The sequence below is a fragment of the Bacillus sp. V3B genome (assembly GCF_024494465.1).
Taxonomy (GTDB): domain Bacteria; phylum Bacillota; class Bacilli; order Bacillales; family Cytobacillaceae; genus Bacillus_BD.
Genome location: NZ_JAETXM010000020.1, coordinates 40,691 through 60,422, shown reverse-complemented (window position 1 = coordinate 60,422; position 19,732 = coordinate 40,691). Strand labels below are relative to the sequence as shown.

The 19,732-nt window shown below is 36.8% G+C and carries 20 protein-coding genes and 1 tRNA gene; 1 reads left to right on the top strand and 20 read right to left on the bottom strand.

All coding sequences use genetic code 11. The features are described 5' to 3' along the window. Nucleotides 1–287: 287 nt before the first annotated feature. The 15 genes from lysS to spoIIE form a co-directional block, all read right to left on the bottom strand. Nucleotides 288–1,772 (bottom strand): lysine--tRNA ligase, encoded by a 1,485-nt coding sequence (gene lysS / locus JMM81_RS17815; protein ID WP_256242910.1) that lies wholly within the window; start codon nucleotides 1,770–1,772, stop codon nucleotides 288–290. Between the two features lie 324 nt (nucleotides 1,773–2,096). Then, nucleotides 2,097–3,095, bottom strand: coding sequence for a tRNA dihydrouridine synthase DusB (gene dusB, locus JMM81_RS17810; protein WP_256242909.1), 999 nt, complete (start codon nucleotides 3,093–3,095; stop codon nucleotides 2,097–2,099). A 31-nt stretch (nucleotides 3,096–3,126) separates the two neighbouring features. Continuing rightward, on the bottom strand, nucleotides 3,127–3,339 hold the full coding sequence (locus JMM81_RS17805; protein WP_256242908.1) for a helix-turn-helix domain-containing protein: 213 nt from the start codon (nucleotides 3,337–3,339) through the stop codon (nucleotides 3,127–3,129). After that, nucleotides 3,291–3,818 carry a 2-amino-4-hydroxy-6-hydroxymethyldihydropteridine diphosphokinase gene (folK, locus tag JMM81_RS17800; RefSeq protein ID WP_256242907.1) on the bottom strand — a complete coding sequence of 176 codons (528 nt, stop codon included), beginning with the start codon at nucleotides 3,816–3,818 and terminating at the stop codon, nucleotides 3,291–3,293. The genes JMM81_RS17805 and folK overlap by 49 nt, the downstream gene beginning before the upstream one ends. Nucleotides 3,819–3,820: 2 nt before the next feature. Continuing rightward, nucleotides 3,821–4,183, bottom strand: a complete 363-nt coding sequence (folB, locus tag JMM81_RS17795) for a dihydroneopterin aldolase (RefSeq protein ID WP_256242906.1) — start codon at nucleotides 4,181–4,183, stop codon at nucleotides 3,821–3,823. Then, entirely contained in the window at nucleotides 4,176–5,012 is an 837-nt protein-coding gene (folP, locus tag JMM81_RS17790; RefSeq protein ID WP_256242905.1) for a dihydropteroate synthase, read from the bottom strand. Before folP ends, folB begins: the two co-directional genes overlap by 8 nt. A 330-nt stretch (nucleotides 5,013–5,342) precedes the next feature. Further along, the gene (cysK, locus tag JMM81_RS17785) at nucleotides 5,343–6,272 is read right to left on the bottom strand and encodes a cysteine synthase A (RefSeq protein ID WP_256242904.1); all 930 of its coding nucleotides are present in this window, start codon (nucleotides 6,270–6,272) and stop codon (nucleotides 5,343–5,345) included. Nucleotides 6,273–6,393: 121 nt separating this feature from the next. Then, nucleotides 6,394–7,272 carry an Hsp33 family molecular chaperone HslO gene (gene hslO / locus JMM81_RS17780; RefSeq protein ID WP_256242903.1) on the bottom strand — a complete coding sequence of 293 codons (879 nt, stop codon included), beginning with the start codon at nucleotides 7,270–7,272 and terminating at the stop codon, nucleotides 6,394–6,396. Between the two features lie 35 nt (nucleotides 7,273–7,307). Continuing rightward, a complete protein-coding gene (locus JMM81_RS17775) occupies nucleotides 7,308–8,090 on the bottom strand; it encodes a type III pantothenate kinase (RefSeq protein WP_256242913.1) in 783 nt (260 codons plus the stop codon). Between the two features lie 204 nt (nucleotides 8,091–8,294). After that, a complete protein-coding gene (gene ftsH / locus JMM81_RS17770) occupies nucleotides 8,295–10,292 on the bottom strand; it encodes an ATP-dependent zinc metalloprotease FtsH (RefSeq protein ID WP_256242902.1) in 1,998 nt (665 codons plus the stop codon). A 132-nt stretch (nucleotides 10,293–10,424) separates the two neighbouring features. Then, nucleotides 10,425–10,970, bottom strand: a complete 546-nt coding sequence (gene hpt, locus JMM81_RS17765) for a hypoxanthine phosphoribosyltransferase (RefSeq protein ID WP_256242901.1) — start codon at nucleotides 10,968–10,970, stop codon at nucleotides 10,425–10,427. A 132-nt stretch (nucleotides 10,971–11,102) separates the two neighbouring features. Beyond that, nucleotides 11,103–12,494 (bottom strand): tRNA lysidine(34) synthetase TilS, encoded by a 1,392-nt coding sequence (tilS, locus tag JMM81_RS17760; protein ID WP_256242900.1) that lies wholly within the window; start codon nucleotides 12,492–12,494, stop codon nucleotides 11,103–11,105. Between the two features lie 186 nt (nucleotides 12,495–12,680). After that, nucleotides 12,681–13,649, bottom strand: coding sequence for a serine/threonine-protein kinase (locus JMM81_RS17755; protein WP_256242912.1), 969 nt, complete (start codon nucleotides 13,647–13,649; stop codon nucleotides 12,681–12,683). Then, complete coding sequence (locus JMM81_RS17750) at nucleotides 13,618–14,355, bottom strand: VWA domain-containing protein (protein ID WP_256242899.1); 738 nt, start codon at nucleotides 14,353–14,355, stop codon at nucleotides 13,618–13,620. The genes JMM81_RS17755 and JMM81_RS17750 overlap by 32 nt, the downstream gene beginning before the upstream one ends. A gap of 60 nt (nucleotides 14,356–14,415) precedes the next feature. Beyond that, nucleotides 14,416–16,893, bottom strand: a complete 2,478-nt coding sequence (gene spoIIE, locus JMM81_RS17745; protein WP_256242898.1) for a stage II sporulation protein E — start codon at nucleotides 16,891–16,893, stop codon at nucleotides 14,416–14,418. 288 nt (nucleotides 16,894–17,181) lie between these two features. On the opposite strand from spoIIE, the gene JMM81_RS17740 reads away from it, so the two are divergent. Further along, nucleotides 17,182–17,255, top strand: a tRNA-Met gene (locus tag JMM81_RS17740). Between the two features lie 146 nt (nucleotides 17,256–17,401). On the opposite strand, the gene JMM81_RS17735 is transcribed toward JMM81_RS17740, so the two are convergent. From JMM81_RS17735 to JMM81_RS17715, 5 genes are all read right to left on the bottom strand, one after another. Next, the gene (locus JMM81_RS17735) at nucleotides 17,402–17,896 is read right to left on the bottom strand and encodes a S1 domain-containing RNA-binding protein (RefSeq protein WP_256242897.1); all 495 of its coding nucleotides are present in this window, start codon (nucleotides 17,894–17,896) and stop codon (nucleotides 17,402–17,404) included. Nucleotides 17,897–17,980: 84 nt separating this feature from the next. After that, nucleotides 17,981–18,382, bottom strand: coding sequence for an FtsB family cell division protein (locus JMM81_RS17730; protein WP_256242896.1), 402 nt, complete (start codon nucleotides 18,380–18,382; stop codon nucleotides 17,981–17,983). A gap of 14 nt (nucleotides 18,383–18,396) precedes the next feature. Next, nucleotides 18,397–19,029 (bottom strand): spore cortex biosynthesis protein YabQ, encoded by a 633-nt coding sequence (yabQ, locus tag JMM81_RS17725; protein WP_256242895.1) that lies wholly within the window; start codon nucleotides 19,027–19,029, stop codon nucleotides 18,397–18,399. After that, a complete protein-coding gene (gene yabP / locus JMM81_RS17720) occupies nucleotides 19,026–19,328 on the bottom strand; it encodes a sporulation protein YabP (RefSeq protein WP_256242894.1) in 303 nt (100 codons plus the stop codon). The genes yabQ and yabP overlap by 4 nt, the downstream gene beginning before the upstream one ends. A 123-nt stretch (nucleotides 19,329–19,451) precedes the next feature. Beyond that, a complete protein-coding gene (locus JMM81_RS17715; protein WP_256242893.1) occupies nucleotides 19,452–19,718 on the bottom strand; it encodes an RNA-binding S4 domain-containing protein in 267 nt (88 codons plus the stop codon). Nucleotides 19,719–19,732: the final 14 nt, after the last annotated feature.

The window sequence follows — 19,732 nt, the reverse complement described above, 5'->3', positions numbered from 1 at the left end:
AAAAAGACTAAAATTTAAAACGTTGACGTTTCTGCTTTGTTTAGTTTTCAAAGAACAATTTTCCATTCGCCTCTTGACGACTTAGTAATAATATCAAATTAATTTCTGAAAGTCAATAACTTTTTTAAATCAATTTTCAGCATAACATGCTGTTTTTTCAGCAGCAGATATTAATATACCAGGATAATAGATAAAATACAATGTATTTCTATCAAAAAGATAAAAAGAGCCATTCTCCTATAACATCTGATTACAGATATCTTAAGGAAAATGGCTTTACTTAATAATTATCGATGACGCATAGACGGAAACAATAATACGTCACGAATAGATGGTGAATTTGTTAAAAGCATCACTAAACGATCAATACCAATACCTAAACCACCAGTTGGCGGCATTCCATATTCTAACGCTTCAATGAAATCATCATCCATTTCATGAGCTTCATCATTACCTTGCTCACGCTCTTTAAGCTGGGCTTCAAACCTTTCGCGTTGGTCAATTGGATCATTTAATTCTGTAAATGCATTTGCATGTTCACGACCCACAATAAATAATTCAAACCGATCCGTAAATCGCGAATCATCAGCATTTTTCTTAGCGAGAGGGGAGATTTCAACTGGATGACCAAAAATAAAAGTAGGTTGAATTAACTTCTCCTCGACTCTTTGCTCAAAAAATTCATTTACAATATGTCCATAATCCATATTATCTTTAATTTGGATATCATTGTCTCGTGCTAATTGTTTTGCTTCTTCGACACTCATCTCTTGCCAAAAATCTACACCTGTATATTCTTTTATTGCATCAACCATATGCAGTCTTTTCCACTGCGGTTTTAAATCTATTTCATATTCACCATATTGAATCGTTGTCTTTCCTAAAACTTCTTGGGCTACATGTGCAACCAGATTTTCCGTTAGCGCCATAATATCACGATAGTCAGCATATGCTTCATATAGTTCAATCATCGTAAATTCAGGATTATGTCTTGTTGAAACTCCTTCATTACGGAATACACGACCTATTTCATAAACCTTTTCAAGTCCACCAACAATTAGGCGCTTTAAATGCAACTCAATTGCGATCCTCATGAATAACTCGGTATCTAAAGCGTTATGATGAGTAATAAACGGACGTGCCGCAGCGCCGCCTGCAATGGCATGCAACATTGGTGTTTCTACTTCTAAATAACCATTGTTATCAAGGTAATTGCGAATAGATCTGATAATATGACTTCTCGTCATAAATGTTTGCTTGCTTTCATCACTCATAATCAAATCTAAATAACGTTGACGATATCGTTGTTCAACATCTTTAAGACCATGGAATTTATCTGGTAAGGGGCGTAACGATTTTGAAAGCAATTCAAAACTTTCCACTTTGATGGATAGTTCACCAACTTTTGTTTTAAAAAGCTTACCTACTATCCCAACAATATCCCCTAAATCAACCATATTAAATACTTCATATTGTTCTTCTCCAACTGCGTCTTTTCGAACATAAATTTGAATTTGTCCACTTAAATCTTTTATATGAGCAAATCCTGCTTTTCCTTTTCCCCGCTTTGTCATAACACGACCAGCAAGCGTGACCGAGATCTTTCTTTCTTCAATATCTTCTTTTTCCAATTCTGCATAGTTCTCTACTAATTCCAAAGTAAGGTGAGAACGATCAAAACGTTTACCGAATGGATCTAATCCTTTGTCACGTAATTGACTTAGTTTCTCCCTTCTTACTTGTAGTTGGTCATTTAATTCTTCATGACTCATCTTCTATTCATCTCCTATAATAAATCAGTGTATGTAAGCTATCCTAGTAATTAGTTTAAATTTTTGCATACTATATCATTCTACACAAATTACCGCAATCATAAAAGTTATTATGTGAAACTTCCTAAAATAGAATAAAACTGCCAGTTAAATGGTCCTGGCAGTTTTATTCTATTGGCTTTGTTAAACAATATTGTTGATCCTTTAAATACCTTTGGTATACATGACCATTAAGTTATTCCATTGAATAAAACAAATGGCCACATACACCAAAGGCAAATTTTCAACATGAATCATGAACATAGCCATTCTATTTAAAAATAGTTATCCCACTTGTGATTGCATTTCGATTCCTTCTTTTTCTTCCACTAATCCATATAATAAGTTAACCATTTGTTCTCTTGTATCACACTCATTAATGGCATTGCGAACTCCAGCATTCCCTTTAATTCCCTTTAAATACCACGCTGCATGCTTACGCATTTCTCTTACAGCGATATTTTCGTTTTTTAAATCAATAAGTCTATCGAGGTGGAGTACACACACATCCATTTTTTCACGAACAGATGGCTCGCCCATTAACTCACCTGTTTCCAGATATTTAACGGCTCGATAAATCATCCATGGATTTCCTAAGGCAGCTCGACCGATCATCACTCCATCACAACCCGTTTCCTCAAGCATCTGCTTTGCATCCTGTGGAGTCTGCACATCTCCATTTCCGATAACTGGGATATTAACAGATTGTTTAACTTCACGAATAATATCCCAATTTGATTTACCTTCATACATTTGTACCCGAGTACGACCATGAAGGGCAACAGCTTTCCCGCCTGCGCGTTCAACAGCCTGAGCATTTTGGACTGCGTAAATATGATCAGGGTCCCAACCCATACGCATTTTCACTGTCACTGGTTTGTCTACTGCATCTACAACAGCAGATACCATTTCATATATTTTATTGGGATCTAGAAGCCATTTCGCTCCTGCATCAACTTTTGTAATTTTCGGTACTGGGCATCCCATATTAATATCAATAATATCAGCATTTGTATTTTCATCAACAAACTTAGCCGCTTCAACCAAGGAATCCCTTTCTCCACCAAAAATCTGCAAACTAAGCGGCTTTTCACGATCATCCATGTAAAGCATATGCATTGTTTTCTTATTTTTATATAAGATCCCTTTATCACTTACCATTTCAGCACACACGAGCCCCGCACCAAATTCCTTAACAGTTAAGCGAAAAGCTGAATTACATACACCGGCCATTGGAGCTAATACAACTGGATTTTTCATAACAATATCGCCTATTTTGAACATATAGTAACCCCCTAACTATTATTTAAAGTGACTAATCCTCTTTAAGTGGAGCTAATTCACTCTTACTTATATGAAGCACAACGGCAATCTGCTCAATTAATTCATCAGTTGGCATTCTGTTGCCTCTTTCAATTTCACCTAAAACAGAGACAGAAATACCTAATTCCTTTGCAAAATTTTCCTGAGTAAAACCCTTCAATTTGCGAAAAGCGCGAATACGTCTTCCCCATTTCTCTGCTTCCATATCCGAACTCCTTCTCTATCAGATAACTGATCTGCCAGTTCACACAATGGCTGTTTCATTGCCGGTAGCGTGATATTGGGGCAAATTTCTATTAGTGGAATCATAACGAATGATCTTTCATGCATACGAGGATGTGGAATAACAAGCCTTTCAGTTATCATATTTTCATCATTATACAACAAAATGTCAAGGTCAATTGTTCTTGGCCCCCACCTAATACCCCTTTTTCTTCCAAGTTCTTTTTCTATTTTTAGACAGGCATCCAGCAATTCTTCAGGTGCCAAGCTAGTCCTTATTTGGGCTACCATGTTTAAAAACACATCCTGATTCTCATATCCAACAGGGTCTGTTTCATAAATAGATGAAACATTTACCACCTCAATTGGGTATTCATTTTGCAAATTCACTAAGGCTTCTTCTAACAAAATGAACCGATTTCCCATATTGGATCCAAGGGAAATAAAAGCTATTTGTTCCATATTTATAGCCGACTCCTTTTAATTTCCACTGCAACAGACTCGTAATGTCCTGGAATTGGAGGATTAGGTTTAATTACTTTAACCGTTACTGATAATACTTTAGAAAACCGTTCTAATATTTGATCAGAAATTTTTTCCGCAACCGCCTCAATCAGCTTGTACGGTGTACCTTCAACTATTTCTTTACATACTTGATATAGGTCGACATAACTAATGGACTGCTCTATATCATCTGACAATCCCGCTTCTTTTAAATCTGTCTCAACCATTAAATCAACTATAAATCGCTGACCGAGACGTGTCTCTTCAGGTAAAACCCCATGATAACCATAGAACTCTATTTTATTAACATGAATTTTATCCAATTACATCTCCCTTTCCCATCAGGGCATCCATCATTTTAGCCATTCGGCTTATCTCCTTTACATCATGAACACGGACCATGTGACAACCCTTTTCGATGCCATAACAAACAGCAGCACCTGTTCCTTCCATTCGCTCATTTACAGGGAGATCAAGGGCTGTTCCAATCATTCTTTTACGAGAAGGCCCTAATAAAACGGGGTAACCTAATGCTACAAACTTATCAAGATTTTGCATCATCTCAATATCTCTAGCATAATCTTTTGCGAATCCGATACCTGGATCTAAAATAATTTGTTCATCTTTCACTCCAGCTGCTTTGGCAATAGCAATACTTTCATACATATCGTTTAAACAATCGCGAAAAAAAGATTGATATTCTTGATTGTCACGATTATGTTGAAGAATAATAGGAACAGCCAATTCTGCAGCGACTTTACCCATATTGGGATCAGCCTTTGCCCCCCAAATATCATTAATAATATGGGCACCAGCTTTAATCGACTCTCTAGCTGTACCCGATTTAAATGTATCGATCGATAACGGTACAGGAACAGCCTTTGTAATAGCTTCTATTACTGGAATAACCCGATTAAGTTCTTCCTCCACTGAAATAGGAGTATATCCTGGACGTGTTGATTCCCCTCCGATATCAATTAGATCGGCTCCGTTCTCAACCATTTCCATAGCCCTTTGAACAGCATGATCGATTTGATTATACTTCCCGCCATCTGAAAAAGAGTCAGGAGTTACATTCAAAACGCCCATAATCAATGTTTTTTTATCGTAATCAAGTTTGTAAGGACCGCAGTGAATGATCTTATCTGACATATAAACACCCCTCTTGATAGTTCAAGTTAGTTGTAGCTTTTCTTCTTTCCCCATGGAAAAAACCTATACTATCATATTATGATATAATAACCGTGCAAAAAAGGAAAATTTACGTTTCAAAGTAATCAATTAAATCTCTTTACAAAATGGTTGTGTTAAACAATCGTGTTAATGCTCTAATGACCTTTAGTATACGCACCCATTGAGTGATTCATATTGAATCAAACACATGGCCGCATACACTAAAGGCTATTTATCAACAATAATCATTAACACAGCCTACAAAATAAAAGAGGCTAACCTATGGTCAGCCTCTTTTATCAATTAATCTTATTGCCCATCAAATTGATATAAAGCAGTACTTAAGTAGCGTTCACCATTATCTGGAATGACAGCGACAACTTTTTTTCCTTTACCAAGCTCTTTAGCAACCTTTAAAGCAGCATGTACAGCTGCTCCAGCAGAAATACCACCTAAGATGCCCTCTTCTCTTCCTACAAGACGAGAGGCTTCAAATGCTTCGTCATTCGTTACTTGAATAATTCCATCATAGACTTCTTCATTTAACACTTCTGGAACAAATCCTGCTCCAATCCCTTGGATCTTATGAGGACCTGGTTTTCCACCGGATAAAATTGCTGAATCAGTTGGTTCTACTGCATAAATCTTAATATCTTTATATTTTTCTTTTAGTACTTCACCAGCACCTGTGATGGTTCCACCAGTACCAATTCCAGCAACAAATGCATCTAATTGGTCTCCAAATTGTTCAACAAGCTCTTTACCTGTTGTATTTCTGTGAATTTCAGGGTTTGCTCCATTTTCAAACTGTTGTGGCAAGAAATAGCCATTTTTTTCTGCTAGTTCTCCCGCTTTACTAATAGCACCCTTCATCCCTTCTGGTCCAGGTGTTAGTACAAGCTCTGCACCATATGCACGAAGAAGGTTACGACGCTCCATGCTCATTGTTTCAGGCATAACTAAAATCGCTTTGTATCCTTTTGCTGCTGCGACCCAAGCTAAGCCAATTCCAGTGTTTCCACTTGTAGGCTCAATGATCGTATCACCTGGTTTTAATTGACCACTTTTCTCAGCTGCTTCAATCATAGCAAGTGCAATTCGATCCTTTACACTACTACCAGGATTCATATATTCTAACTTCAAATAAACGTCTGCACTATTTTCATCAACGATTCGATTAAGTTTTACTACTGGTGTTTGACCGATAAGCTCAGTAACTGAATTGACAATACGCGCCATAATTTTAGCACCCTTTCTTATTCCGACTATTTATATTGGTTTAATTTAAATTTATCAGCATTTTCAGGAATTGTCAATCTTTTTGATGGGAAAAAGTAACTTTATTATCGACTACTTACACTTAGTTAGCATCCTTTTTTAACTCTTCTAACTCCTCTTTTGTATAAAGGTATTTTTCATTACAAAAGTGACAATGCGTTTCGGCCTGTCCATCAGTATCCAACATGTCTTGTATTTCTTTTTTACCAAGGCCAATAATCGCATTACCAAATCGCTCTTTTGAACAGGTACAGGTAAAAGAAACAGGGAATTTCTCAAGAAATTTTATTTGCTCTTCTCCCAAAACTTCAGTTAATAAGTCCTCCGGCGACAAGCCCTTTTCAATCTGTTTTGAAATGGGAGGAATCTCTGTTAGACGTTTTTCTATTTTTGTGATCGTCTCATCGTCAGTACCTGGCATTAATTGGATGATAAATCCCCCAGCTGCTAGAATGGAGTTGTTAGGATTAACAAGTACCCCAACACCAACAGCCGAAGGAATTTGTTCAGATGAGGAAAAATAATAAGTAAAATCTTCCCCTAATTCACCCGATACAATTGGAACTTGCCCCGTAAAAAAGTCACGTAGTCCAATATCTTTTACAACTGATAACATCCCGTCTGTTCCAACTGCTCTTTTGACATCTAATTTTCCATGTTCGTTTAAATCAAAATGGATTTGGGGATTTGAAACATAGCCTCTAACTTCGCCCTTTGCATTGCTATCGACCAAAATATTTCCAATAGGTCCTCCGCCGTTAATTTTTACGGTTAATTTATCCTCGTCTGCTAACATAGCTCCCATCATCACCGTTGCTGTCATTGCTCTTCCTAAGGCAGCTGATGCAGTTGGCCATGTATAATGACGTCGCTGCGCTTCATTTACTGTTTCTGTACTACAAACAGAATATGCACGCACTTGCCCACTATAGGCTATTGCTTTCACTAAATAATCTTCCATTTATTTACTCCTTTCATTTTAAAAAGCCCTATTTCTCAACTATTTTTTAGACTCTCCACATTTCGTTTATAAATAAGCTGTAATCCTTTTAAAGTTAAAAATGGATCAATAATATCGATGATTGTTGATTCCTGAGAAATGAGACCTGCAAGCCCCCCTGTCGCAATGACCGTAGGAGTTTGTTTACTTTCTGCCTTCATTCTATTTACAATTCCCTCTACCTGCCCCACATAACCATAGAGAATTCCCGATTGCATAGCAGAAACTGTATTTTTCCCTACTACTCCATCAGGACGCATAATCTCGATCCTAGGCAACTTAGATGCTCTTGTATATAAAGCTTCTGTTGAGATCGATATTCCCGGTGCAATAGCCCCACCTAAATACTGTTTCGCCTCGTTAATATAGCAATAAGTTGTGGCCGTACCAAAGTCAACAATAATTAATGGACTTCCATATTCATGAATAGCTCCAACAGCATTCACAATACGATCGGCTCCAACTTCTCTTGGATTATCATATTTAATATTTAAGCCTGTCTTAATTCCTGGTCCAACTACAAATGGTTTAACATGAAAATACTTTTGACACATTCTTTCTAATGCAAACATAATAGGAGGTACTACCGAAGAAATAATAATTCCATCTATATCTGCAAAAGGTAAGTGAACATGGTCAAATAGTGACTTAATTACCATCCCATACTCATCTTCTGTTCTATTACGATGCGTTTCAATTCTCCAATGATGGATTAGTTCCTCACCCTTGTACACGCCTAAAACCGTGTTTGTATTACCAACATCAAATACAAAAATCATCATCATTCACCACATTTTCTAATATGATTCGCTTACACTGCAAACATCATAACACAAATAGCTTTTAACTGTGTAATCAGAAACAACGAAAAGAATAGCACACTTTAATACTTCGATTGTCAATAGTCGAGCATTGTACTTAACTGAATAAAATTCCCTTTTTGTATAGAAAAAAGGCGCTCGATTAGGAGCGCCTTTTAGAAATTATGAACGATTATCTAAGTTCTCATCTTTAGTATCTGAAGTTTCATCTTGATTAGAATGTTTCTCACTAACCAGATTTGTTTCTTCTGTCGTTTCATCTTTTTTCTTACTAATGTTCACTTTTACATTATCAGTGGAAGCATCAGTATTCTTATCCGTCCCGATTTTTCTTTCAGGAAGCGTTCCATGATCAGCCAAATGCTTAATTTGTTCTGAATCTAAAGTTTCTACTTCAAGTAAAGTGTTAGCAATGACGTTAAGCGTGTCACGGTGTTCTGTTAATATGTTTCTTGCTTTTTCATAACACTCTTTAATAATCCGCTGAATTTCAAGATCAATTTCATAGGCAATCGCATCCGAATAATTTTGATCATTATGAAAGTCACGACCTAAGAATACTTGACCACCTTGTGCCTGACCAAATTGCAGAGGTCCAAGTTTATCACTCATTCCAAACTCCGTTACCATACGACGAGCAATTCCTGTCGCACGTTGGAAGTCATTATGAGCACCCGTACTCACTTCACCAAAAACAACTTCCTCTGAGACACGACCACCAAGTAGACCGGTTATTTTATCAAGTAATTCAGGTTTAGTCATAAAGTAACGGTCTTCCTTAGGAAGCATTACAGCGTAACCACCTGCTTGACCACGAGGAACAATGGTAACTTTTTGAACAATTTCTGCATCATCCAGAATTAATCCAATAACCGTATGTCCAGCTTCATGGAAAGCAACAATATTTCTTTCCTTTTTGGAAATAACCCGGCTCTTTTTCGCAGGTCCTGCAATCACTCGGTCTGTTGCCTCATCAATATCAAGCATATCGATTTTCTTCTTGTCTCGACGTGCCGCCACAAGTGCAGCTTCATTTAGAAGATTTTCAAGATCTGCACCTGAGAAGCCTGGAGTTCGTTGTGCAATTGATTTTAAATTAACATGTTCATCTAAAGGCTTGTTACGCGCATGAACCTTTAATACAGCCTCGCGACCGGCAAGGTCTGGTCGATCAACTGTGATTTGACGGTCAAAACGTCCTGGACGTAGAAGTGCTGGGTCTAGAATATCCGCACGGTTTGTTGCGGCAATAATAATGATCCCTTCGTTTCCTCCAAAGCCATCCATCTCAACAAGTAACTGGTTAAGTGTTTGCTCACGTTCATCGTGTCCACCACCTAGTCCAGCACCACGCTGACGACCCACAGCATCAATTTCATCAATGAAAATAATACAAGGAGCATTTTTCTTAGCTGTTTCAAATAAGTCTCGGACACGCGAAGCCCCAACCCCGACGAACATTTCAACGAAGTCTGAACCACTAATAGAGAAGAATGGAACACCCGCTTCTCCTGCTGTTGCACGAGCAAGTAATGTTTTACCTGTACCAGGAGGCCCAACAAGAAGTACCCCTTTTGGAATTCTAGCACCTAGCTCGACAAACTTTCTAGGATCTTTCAAAAAGTCAACGACTTCGACAAGTTCCTGTTTCTCTTCATCGGCACCTGCCACATCTTTAAATCGAACTTTCTTCTTATCCTCGGTATAAAGCTTGGCCTTACTTTTACCGAAATTCATTACTCGGCTTCCTCCACCTTGCGCTTGATTAAGCAAGAAGAAGAATAAAATAAAGATAATGACAAACGGAATAATAGATGTAAAGAATGTTACCCATCCGCTTGTTTCTTTAGCTGGTAGTTTTTGGAGTTCAAAATTGTCAGATAAATCATTGATTCGTTCAACTTCACTGTCAGTATTCGATACATAAGTGATGAAAAACTTACCTTCATCATATCCTTCAAGTTGTCCCCGTACTTCAAGCACACCACGCTCTGGTTGCATTGTTAGAGATGTTACTTCACCATCCTCAAGATGATCAATAAACCTATCATAAGAGATATTTTCTGTCGGCTGGTTACCACTATTAAAAAAACTAACAACGCCAATAATGACTAAAAAGATTAATAAATAAAAGATGGTATTGCGGAAAATCCGATTCATCCCTTACCTCCTCCCACGGTCAACAAACTATAGTGTATAGTACCATAGAAAATCATACTAATACAAGAATTTACACTTCTTAAACCAAGCTTATTCATAAATATGGTATAGACTGTCCTTATCTGGCTTCTATTACACATCGCTACTGTATACACGCGGCTTTAATATACCGATATATGGAAGATTACGATATTTTTCTGCATAATCTAAGCCGTAACCAACAACAAATGCATCTGGAACAATAAATCCAACGTAGTCGGCTTTAATATCTGCTTTCCTTCCTGTTGGTTTATCAAGTAGAGTAACAATTTTTACAGACTTTGCTTTTCGATAGTAGAATAACTCGACCAAATAACTTAACGTTAAACCAGTATCAATAATATCTTCAATAATGAGGATATCTCGTCCCTCAACAGAAGTATTTAAATCCTTTATAATTTTTACTTCTCCGGAAGAAACCCTCGAATTTCCATAGCTTGAAACATCCATAAAATCCATTTCAAGTTGAGTATCGATTCGTTTCAAAAGGTCACCCATAAATAACATAGATCCCTTAAGAACACCTACTGCAAGAGGAAATCGGTCCTTGTAATCCTCTGTCAATTGCGTACCTAACTCTTTTGCCTTTTCTTGCAGTTCTTCTTCTGTTATTAATACCTTTTCAATATCGTTTTTCATATTAAGTATGCCCCCTAGATGATCAATGCTTCATTTCAGAACCTATTCATGTATCATTTAGTTTGTTTCTTTCATTCAAAGTTTCTCCACCTAGGAATTGATTTATCCAAGACATTGCGATATCCCTTTATTCTAGTTCTTTCGCCTATATGTCAGAAGAATATAATCTTTATCTTGATGAACAGCATCTGCTTCATGGTATTTCTTTAATCCTGGAAGCCAAATAATGCGGTTATGAATATCTGTAACCACAGGCCAATTTTCTCTTTCACCAACAGGGATTTTCTCATCAATAAAGATGTTCTTAACCTTTTTTGTTCCTTCCATTCCTTTCAAACTCATACGATCGCCTGGTTGCCTTGTCCTAATAATAACTGGAAGAGACACATCCTCTTTATTTAAAAGAATGGAGTAGAGACTATTTTCCTGTAGATCGCTATCTGTAAATCGGAGGTTGATTGAGTCCCCGTTAGGAAGGATACAATCTCCAGGTTCACTTAATTCAAATCGAAAGCCTTCTTTATTTTCACTATGGAAAAGAAAATGACATTTTTGATAGGAACGAATGACTTTTAAACCTGATGGGAAATCTAACCTTCCTGAAGGATGACTACTTTCAATTAAAGAAAAGAAATGATCAATATGTATAGCCGATAAGGATGCTGGTCTTTTTTTGTAAAGATAGTCTAATATTAGTTTAATACCTCTTCTTTGTAAAGGCATAGGGATCACTTGGAAAGCATCGATATCAATCGTTATTTTACTATGTTTTTTTTCTTTCCATACTGTTTTCATTTTTTGAATGGTTAATTCACGTAGCAACAGTTCATCTTCTTGAAGGTCTTCACTAAATCGTTGAAAGTGCTCATGTACATGTGAATTCTCGCGTTTCAAGAAAGGAACCACATATTTACGGTACCTATTTCGGAGATAGTCATCTTTTTCATTACTGGGGTCATGCCGAGGCTCTAGCTCATGCTCTATACAATATTGCTCTATTTCCTTTCGACTTAGGCATAGAAAGGGCCTGAAGATAAATCCATTATTAAAGGGCCTTATAAAGGGTATACCTGCTCTGGATGAACCTGAACTTCCTCGAGTTAATCTCATTAATACCGTTTCAATCTGATCATCCCCATGATGGGCTAAGGCTACGTATGTAAGCTGATGTTCCTCCATTACTTCTGCAAAAAATTGATAACGACATTCTCTTGAAGAAACTTGAGAACTTTTCCCCGTCTTCTTCATATATTCGGGTACGTTTATTCTTGTCATTCGAAATGGTATCTTTCTATCCTCACAGTACTGTTCTACAAACTTTGCTTCATTAAATGATTCAGTCCCTCTAAACATATGATCAACATGGGCAACAACAAAATAAAAATGATGTTGAGACTGTTTTTCCCATAAATAATTTAGAAGGGCCAATGAATCAGGTCCGCCCGATACACCAACAAGTAACCTTTTCCCTGTTAATGTAAATTTTTTGTTTTTTAGAAAACTTTCTATTTTCTCTTCTACCATAACTACGCTTCCCTACTAACTAGTATATAGTGAATAAAAATCTATTATCCCTATTAAAATATGTTCAACTCTTTTCTTACTCTATAAGCATAACATGTTTCAAACTTGTAACCAAAATCGTAGCCCTATCATTTTCAATTATATTTATAACCAACCTTTGAATTCATTTATTTCACTCTCTTTTTCTTAGATTAACTGTCCGTAAATGTAAAAAATATATAATAGTATAACAATGGTAAATATTAGGAAGGTCTCTATTCTTCCACTCTTTTTTTGCTTCTTTTGCTTTACTGGTCGATGAGCCGAATGACTTGACCTTGTTTGTCTAGTCACTTTTCTTGTATCCTGACGGTCTTTACTGATAATTTGTAATAAACCGTTTCGCATCTCTTCAGCTGAATGATAATGTCCTTGTAACGCACCTAAAATAACTTCTTCAAACTTTTTTAATTGTTTATTTTGATTAATGTGATCACGTAACTGCATAATACCGCCTGTTGTTTTATTAAATCGTTTTGGATAAACGGTATTAATCATGATCATGGCAACAGCAAATAAATCATACCCTGAGTCAGCTTTTCTCGAACCCAGTCCCCAATAACCTCTATCGTAAAATTCGGTGTATTCCTTTATGGCTCTCCCTTTTATCGTAGTTCCACCAACATCAATACAGCGAATTCTAGCAGGAGGGCCTGTTACAATTAAATTTTCCGGTTTTAGATCACCGAATACCCAACCATTACGATGTAGCCTTTCTAAATCGGTTAATAACTGTAACGTTAATACTGGCATCCAAGAGATCCCCTTCTGTTCAATGAATGTCATAAATTCCGGACCTTGAATATACTCCATAACATAAAAAGAAATTTGACCACTCTTTCGCTCCCAATCGTCTACATCAAGTAAAGAAGGTCCAAGGGCTGATCCCTGGACCTTTGCAAAGGATTTAAGCACATTCACTTCAGACGTTATAGACATTCCATTATCGCTCATTTTTAAAGCTACTTGTTGATTGTGCCACTTTGCGAGATAGACAATCCCGTTCGCCCCAAACCCTAGCTCTTTCAAAATGATATAATGCTTCTTATGCCATTTGCCTTCAATGATTGTCCCTGGCTTCACTTTACACTGATTCTTCATAGAATGATTCATCATCACGAGAGAGCAAACTCCTTAATGAACGTTTTTTTCTGAAATAACCTAAAGCTTCATTAATTGCTGGACCAGTTGGCGTAATACCACCAGTTGTTAATTTTGAGAAAACTTCCGTCAATGAGTCAAGTCGTGGTGTCCAATCTAATAATTTTTCAACATCCTTCTTTTTCCCAGGAAATACAAAGACAGAAAAACGATTTTCACCAGTTCGAGCGTTTAAGCTTAAAGAAAGATCAAGAAGCGCTTCTTTTACCGTTGGAAGTTTTTGCTTCATACTTGCACTTGTATCAACAAGAATAAGCACCTCTAGCTCAACTGTTTCCCCAAGCTCATCAACAACTTCCATGACTTCTCCTCTTTTTTCTGGTGGGAGATCTTCCACTGTTTGAGATTGTCCGAGTATTTGCTTTAATTCTTTATTTATCACGCCTTGAAGAGTTTGTGTCATAGCCTTTCTTGTAACCATTTGAACAGTTTGTGAAAGCTTATGAGCATAGACAACTTGACTTACTCCACCACCCGCCATGGAGATTCCTTCGATTTCTTTTAACCCTTGGTCATCGATAATATCCTGATCCATGACACCTATTACGTTTACAGTAATCCCCTGCTCCTTAGCAAGAGCAGCCATAGCGATAGGATCTTCCCCTTGATTAGAGCAACCATCTGTAATCAGTAAGATTTGCTTGAGTGTTCCTGTCTTCATCAAGTTCCCCTCCAAATATGAATTTTTACCATTTTCGACTATCGGAAGGGAATTTATACATTAATTAGCTTTCTGTTTATATTTGTGAACAGGGATTGATGCCCATTTTGGCGTATTATGTTTTATTTTTGCAACAACAACAGTCATATCATCCTCAATAAAGCCTGACCTAGACCGAATCACATCTTCCATTATCAAGTCAGCCACCTCCTGAGGGTCATCAGTTTTTAATTCTTTTATTTTTCGTTTCATCCATAGATCATAATTTTCTACATGCTTCGGTCCCTCAAACACTCCATCACTCATCATAACAAGAAGATCGCCAGCTTTTAATTGCTCACTCACTACATCCACTTCAAAATCCTCAATAATCCCCATCGGTAAGTTACTTGCCTGTATTTTAAGTACCTTTCCTCCTCTTTTTATAAAACTTGGAGTAGATCCAATTTTCAGAAATTTTACGGCAGCATTTTGTAAATCCACCATAGCTAAATCCAATGTCGAAAAAATTTCATCTGTTGTTCTTAATGATAACACTGAATTAACAGATTTGATCGCTACCTTTTCTTCAATCCCTGATTGCAATATTTTTTGTAGGAGTTGAAGTGTTTCCTGACTTTCAATATGGGCCCTCTCTCCATTTCCCATCCCATCACTTATGGCTACCGCATACTTTCCACAGCCTAGCTCAATCGTTGAATAACTATCACCAGAAATTAATCCACCATCCTTTGCAGCATGTGCAACTCCTGTTTCAACTGTATAGGCCTTAGCAGAACGGAATGTAACATGGTAGAATCCATTTGGATATTCCGAACTTTCTTCAGAATTAACGAGAATTGTCTCACCTAAAATATCGGATAACATCGGTGCGATGATTTTTTCACATTCTCCATGACCTTCATAATCAGGTATCGTCATATCAATATCAACATTGCCTTGCTCCAGACTATAAATTTCGACATTTTCAATATGAATACCAAAGTCCTGCATTGCTTCAAGAATTAATTCCTCTGACTTATGATGGTTTTCCCTTTCTCTCTGGATTTCTTTCGCAAAATTCCCCATCACTTCTGACACACCTAACAATTGATCCGCTACAAGCCTCCTTGACTCTTTTACTTGTTTCTTTAACTTCTGATTTGCTTGATAATAGGTAAGTTCCTGATACATAGCTTCAATTACTTTTTTCGGTTTGATACAATGAGTTCCCCATTCTCTATATAACCTTTGTGAAACCTCTCCTTCTTTGTGTTCCATTTCCGTCATAATTTCTTTCATATAATCATACGTTGTATTAAAGTTCTTCGTCCAACATTGTTCCTTCCTGTGGCAAAGTTGGCATGTCTTTTCCGTGACATTACTTAAAAAATAATCTAGTTCTCGGTCCGTTTCATCCCAATCAATGGTTTCATTCTGGTTTGCAAAACTACTAGAAAGGGCTTGAAATACGTTGGAAAACTGCTCCACCCTTTGAGCTGTCACATCTCTCATCTTTCTCATATATTGTTGCTGCTCTTGAGAATATTCAAGTGTACCAGGAATATGTTTTGCTAGTTTTGAAGTAAGGCTTTTGGGTGTAAGGAAAAGAAGCCCTACTGCCACCGTTGTTTCTAATATCGATTGAACTAAGATGCTATTTCCTTCCCCATACATACTCATTAATAGGGTTGAAATAAATAAGCCAATGGAAACACCTATTTTTTTCCCTTCTTTTAAGAGGCCGCCCAGCAAGCCAGAAAAAGCTAAAAGGCTCATATGCGAAAAGCTAGAAACACTTGCTAAACTAAATATCAGACCTGTAACAACACCCACTGTCGACCCAACCGTCGCCCCACCTACAAAAGCAAATAATAATACGAGATAACGCGATAAAATATGATCAATCGACAAATCATATAATGTCCATCCAATCGTTCCCGTCATAACCGAAGCAAGCAAGATAATTAAACAGACAATTTCTTCTGTTTTTAATGATTGTCTGCGCTTTGAGATCGACAATAAAGGAAGACTCTGTAAAAAGATCAGTGTTAAAATAAAGCCTAAACTCGATTCTACACCTGCCATCATGAGCTCATACAATGTAAATTGTCCTGAGAGTACGTATGCTTCAGCAAGACTCCCAAGAAGTAAAACAGAAAATACATAGAAAGGAATAAGCTTTACCTCATTTTTCAACCACTTTTTTGTAGATCGATAGATTACTAAAAATAGAACCGTCAATGCAAAAGTTGATACCGCATCCATTACAGATAAAGTAGCTGCTCCACCAATTAGACCAATTAATGCCAACGGAGCCCGGTCTCTTCTAACAAGATAGACAGCAGCAAAAAATGGGATGCTAAATGGAGTCAACGTTGCCAATATTAATGAACGTCCAAGTAAGAATCCTATAAACAAAAGGATATAGCCCTTTTTCAGAAAAAGAGTTTCCATCTTCACCTGGAAGTTTTTAAAAGGATTTTCTAACCTTAGCTTCGATTTAGCAAAATCAACTTCCCCAATTGGTTCAATGAAGTTCCGTTCCACCTTTCCCACATAGCTACACTCCCTCTATAAGTATTTTTTAAATCATTATATAGTTGCTCTCTTTAAAAGTTTGTCAAAATATTAGACAAGCAGCCTTTTTTCGTTCGACTCTTTTCTTCTTAATCTCTAAATAAGTTAGATTATTCTGACTATTTTATTGTTTTATTTCTAAGAAAATTGTACTTACCCTCCAATATATTCTAAAATCTAATGTTACTAAAACTTATATCCTACTTATATGACAAGATTCTTGGGACTATATTAACATTCCCTTTATTTCTTTATAATATATATCTTGGCGATGTAGCTCAGCTGGCTAGAGCGTACGGTTCATACCCGTAAGGTCGTGGGTTCGAGCCCCTCCATCGCTATACTGAAATACGAAAAGACTCCTAAATCGATAGGAGTCTTTTCTAGTTTGAACAATAAAAAAGACAAATCCAAGGTATAAGATTTGTCTTTTTTATAGGGACTATAAATGAAAAACCCTGCCTTTTTATAGTAAATCAGCAGCAAGTTACCCTCGTTTAGCGCCTCTTCCCCCACGTTTGGATTCAGTATTGCGCTTAAGAGAAGATAAACGGTCTTCACTATCTTTTAAAAAGCGTGCCATTTTAGATTCAAAATTTTCTTTAGGAGCACGATGGTTATCATTAGATCTCCCTTGACCATGGCGTGGACGTTGAGAGTAACCACCTCTTGAATCACCACCGCGGTCACCTCTGTCGCTTCTTACTGGTCTTTCTGGTCGGCTAGGTCTTTCTGGTCTTTCTGGTCTGTCTATTGCCTTTTTAATGGATAGACCTATCTTACCGTCCTTCTCCACATTAATGACCTTTACTTCGACTACGTCGCCTACTTTTAAATGATCATTAATATCTTTTACATAATTATCTGCGACCTCACTAATGTGAACAAGCCCGGTTGAACCTTCCGGCAGCTCCACAAATGCTCCAAAATTAGTAATTCCTGTTACCTTTCCCTGTAACTTGCTGCCTACTTCGATTGACATAAAAAGAAATTTCCTCCTTAAAAATATGCAAAATCATACTTGTATTATATTATACAAAATAAGACGAAAGAGTGCAATATAGCCCTAGTTAGTTGATTTTTCCATTTCCTGTTTCTTCTTTTCAGGAAGAGTAAAAATTATTTCATTATCTTCAGACAAGAAGTACTCTTTTCTTGCCAACTTAGCGATATAATCATCATCATTTAACTTAACAACCTCTTCTTTTAGAAGAACTTCATCATGTTTCAATGAGTTTAGCTCTTGTTCTAATCTCTTCATTTGCTCTGTCTTATTGGCCACTACAGAGTTTTGCGAAATGAGTGTCGAAACCATCAAATAAGAAATAATAGCAGCAAGAATTAAAAAAACAGTTAAGCGCCTTAAAAAAAACTTTTTCCGTCTTGCAACACTTAGTTGACTCTCTTCCTGCTGCAAAGCGTAATTTGTCTCAAGTTTGGCAATATTACGTTTCTTATTGGCACTCACTTACACAACCCTCCTTACTTATGACCCTTTTTCCGTGACTCAATCCATGTGACTATAGTATTCTTTATTATTTTTAATTTTCCTGCCAGTTTATTATATAACTTCTCGACGCATTTTTTAAGACCCTTCGGTAACAGTTTCCAAAAAAGTAACAAAATCCATATGATTGGCATACATAATATTTTTATGATAGACAAGATACATCGGATACACCCTTTTAATAGAACAAGCAAACCTTTACCTATCGTTAAAATAGTAGTGACAAGCACTGAGATAAAGATTTGAATAGGCCTATATACCACTAGATGGACAAATTTTACAGTGAATTCAAACACAGATATAACGATAGAAATCAGTTTCTCCAAACACTTTAAGTATAGCTGTTTTAATATACTTTGGTAAGTAGCAAAACCGCATAATAAAGCAAGAAAAATATAAAATCTCAATTCTCCCTGGTTTACATGGAATAAAACAAAAAAAATGAGAAGCCCTTGAAAAACCCAAAATAAAATATCGTTGATAAAAACAAGCCAACTCTTTCGCTTTCTTCTCTGTAAAAATCGATTATACGTATCAAGGGCTGCTCCAAAGAAGGTTCCCATGCCGATCATTGCCAGCATAGTCATAAATTGAGTAGTGAGTGTCATCGAAATAATTTGCTAAAGAGCCCTTTAGCCTTGTCTCCAGGTTGTTCATCAATATAAACCAGGTCAAATATTTTCCCTTTAATTGAAACAACACCTTTGTCCACATCGAGATTTTTCATTTGGAGATTCTCACCTTTAATTGCCAAAAACCCCATAACCGTTTCTAATAAAAACTCTTCATTATCAAAACTTTCTACTTGTTTAACACCGCTAATTTCTAAGAGCCTTCTACCTTTCATGATCACATCATGTTCTTGAACAGTACTTTTTGGAGAATTCGATTCATAATATTGACTCATTCTTCATCCCTCACAATCCCATAGTACAACCTTTTGTACATGTTTATGAAAAAAAGCAGGATTTAGAACTAATTGAAATGCTACAGCAGTTAGCTACTGCATTGGGATCGAAAAAGGCTCTGATTAAAACTCGGATGGAATCCTCTCATCCTTTATGGTGGAATACATTTCAGCCGCTGCTTCTTTTTTGGTTGTTTCCTGAAGCTTTTCAATTTTCACTGTTACAATCCTTTGGCCAAAGCGGATGGTTAACTCATCCCCTACCTTTACATTCGTACTCGCCTTTGCTTGAATCCCATTAATGGTTATTCTGCCTTGATCAGAAACTTCCTTTGCCAATGTCCGGCGTTTTATTAATCTCGATACCTTTAAAAATTTATCTAAACGCATATCTACACTCCCTT

Excerpts from the sequence above, each read along its gene's own strand:
- lysS (WP_256242910.1), bottom strand. The coding sequence starts at position 1,772 with ATGAGTCATGAAGAATTAAATGACCAACTACAAGTAAGAAGGGAGAAA.
- dusB (WP_256242909.1), bottom strand. The coding sequence starts at position 3,095 with ATGTTCAAAATAGGCGATATTGTTATGAAAAATCCAGTTGTATTAGCT.
- JMM81_RS17805 (WP_256242908.1), bottom strand. The coding sequence starts at position 3,339 with ATGGAAGCAGAGAAATGGGGAAGACGTATTCGCGCTTTTCGCAAATTG.
- folK (WP_256242907.1), bottom strand. The coding sequence starts at position 3,818 with ATGGAACAAATAGCTTTTATTTCCCTTGGATCCAATATGGGAAATCGG.
- folP (WP_256242905.1), bottom strand. The coding sequence starts at position 5,012 with ATGTCAGATAAGATCATTCACTGCGGTCCTTACAAACTTGATTACGAT.
- cysK (WP_256242904.1), bottom strand. The coding sequence starts at position 6,272 with ATGGCGCGTATTGTCAATTCAGTTACTGAGCTTATCGGTCAAACACCA.
- hslO (WP_256242903.1), bottom strand. The coding sequence starts at position 7,272 with ATGGAAGATTATTTAGTGAAAGCAATAGCCTATAGTGGGCAAGTGCGT.
- JMM81_RS17775 (WP_256242913.1), bottom strand. The coding sequence starts at position 8,090 with ATGATTTTTGTATTTGATGTTGGTAATACAAACACGGTTTTAGGCGTG.
- ftsH (WP_256242902.1), bottom strand. The coding sequence starts at position 10,292 with ATGAATCGGATTTTCCGCAATACCATCTTTTATTTATTAATCTTTTTA.
- hpt (WP_256242901.1), bottom strand. The coding sequence starts at position 10,970 with ATGAAAAACGATATTGAAAAGGTATTAATAACAGAAGAAGAACTGCAA.
- tilS (WP_256242900.1), bottom strand. The coding sequence starts at position 12,494 with ATGGTAGAAGAGAAAATAGAAAGTTTTCTAAAAAACAAAAAATTTACA.
- JMM81_RS17755 (WP_256242912.1), bottom strand. The coding sequence starts at position 13,649 with ATGATGAATCATTCTATGAAGAATCAGTGTAAAGTGAAGCCAGGGACA.
- JMM81_RS17750 (WP_256242899.1), bottom strand. The coding sequence starts at position 14,355 with ATGAAGACAGGAACACTCAAGCAAATCTTACTGATTACAGATGGTTGC.
- JMM81_RS17735 (WP_256242897.1), bottom strand. The coding sequence starts at position 17,896 with ATGTCAATCGAAGTAGGCAGCAAGTTACAGGGAAAGGTAACAGGAATT.
- yabQ (WP_256242895.1), bottom strand. The coding sequence starts at position 19,029 with ATGACACTCACTACTCAATTTATGACTATGCTGGCAATGATCGGCATG.
- yabP (WP_256242894.1), bottom strand. The coding sequence starts at position 19,328 with ATGAGTCAATATTATGAATCGAATTCTCCAAAAAGTACTGTTCAAGAA.
- JMM81_RS17715 (WP_256242893.1), bottom strand. The coding sequence starts at position 19,718 with ATGCGTTTAGATAAATTTTTAAAGGTATCGAGATTAATAAAACGCCGG.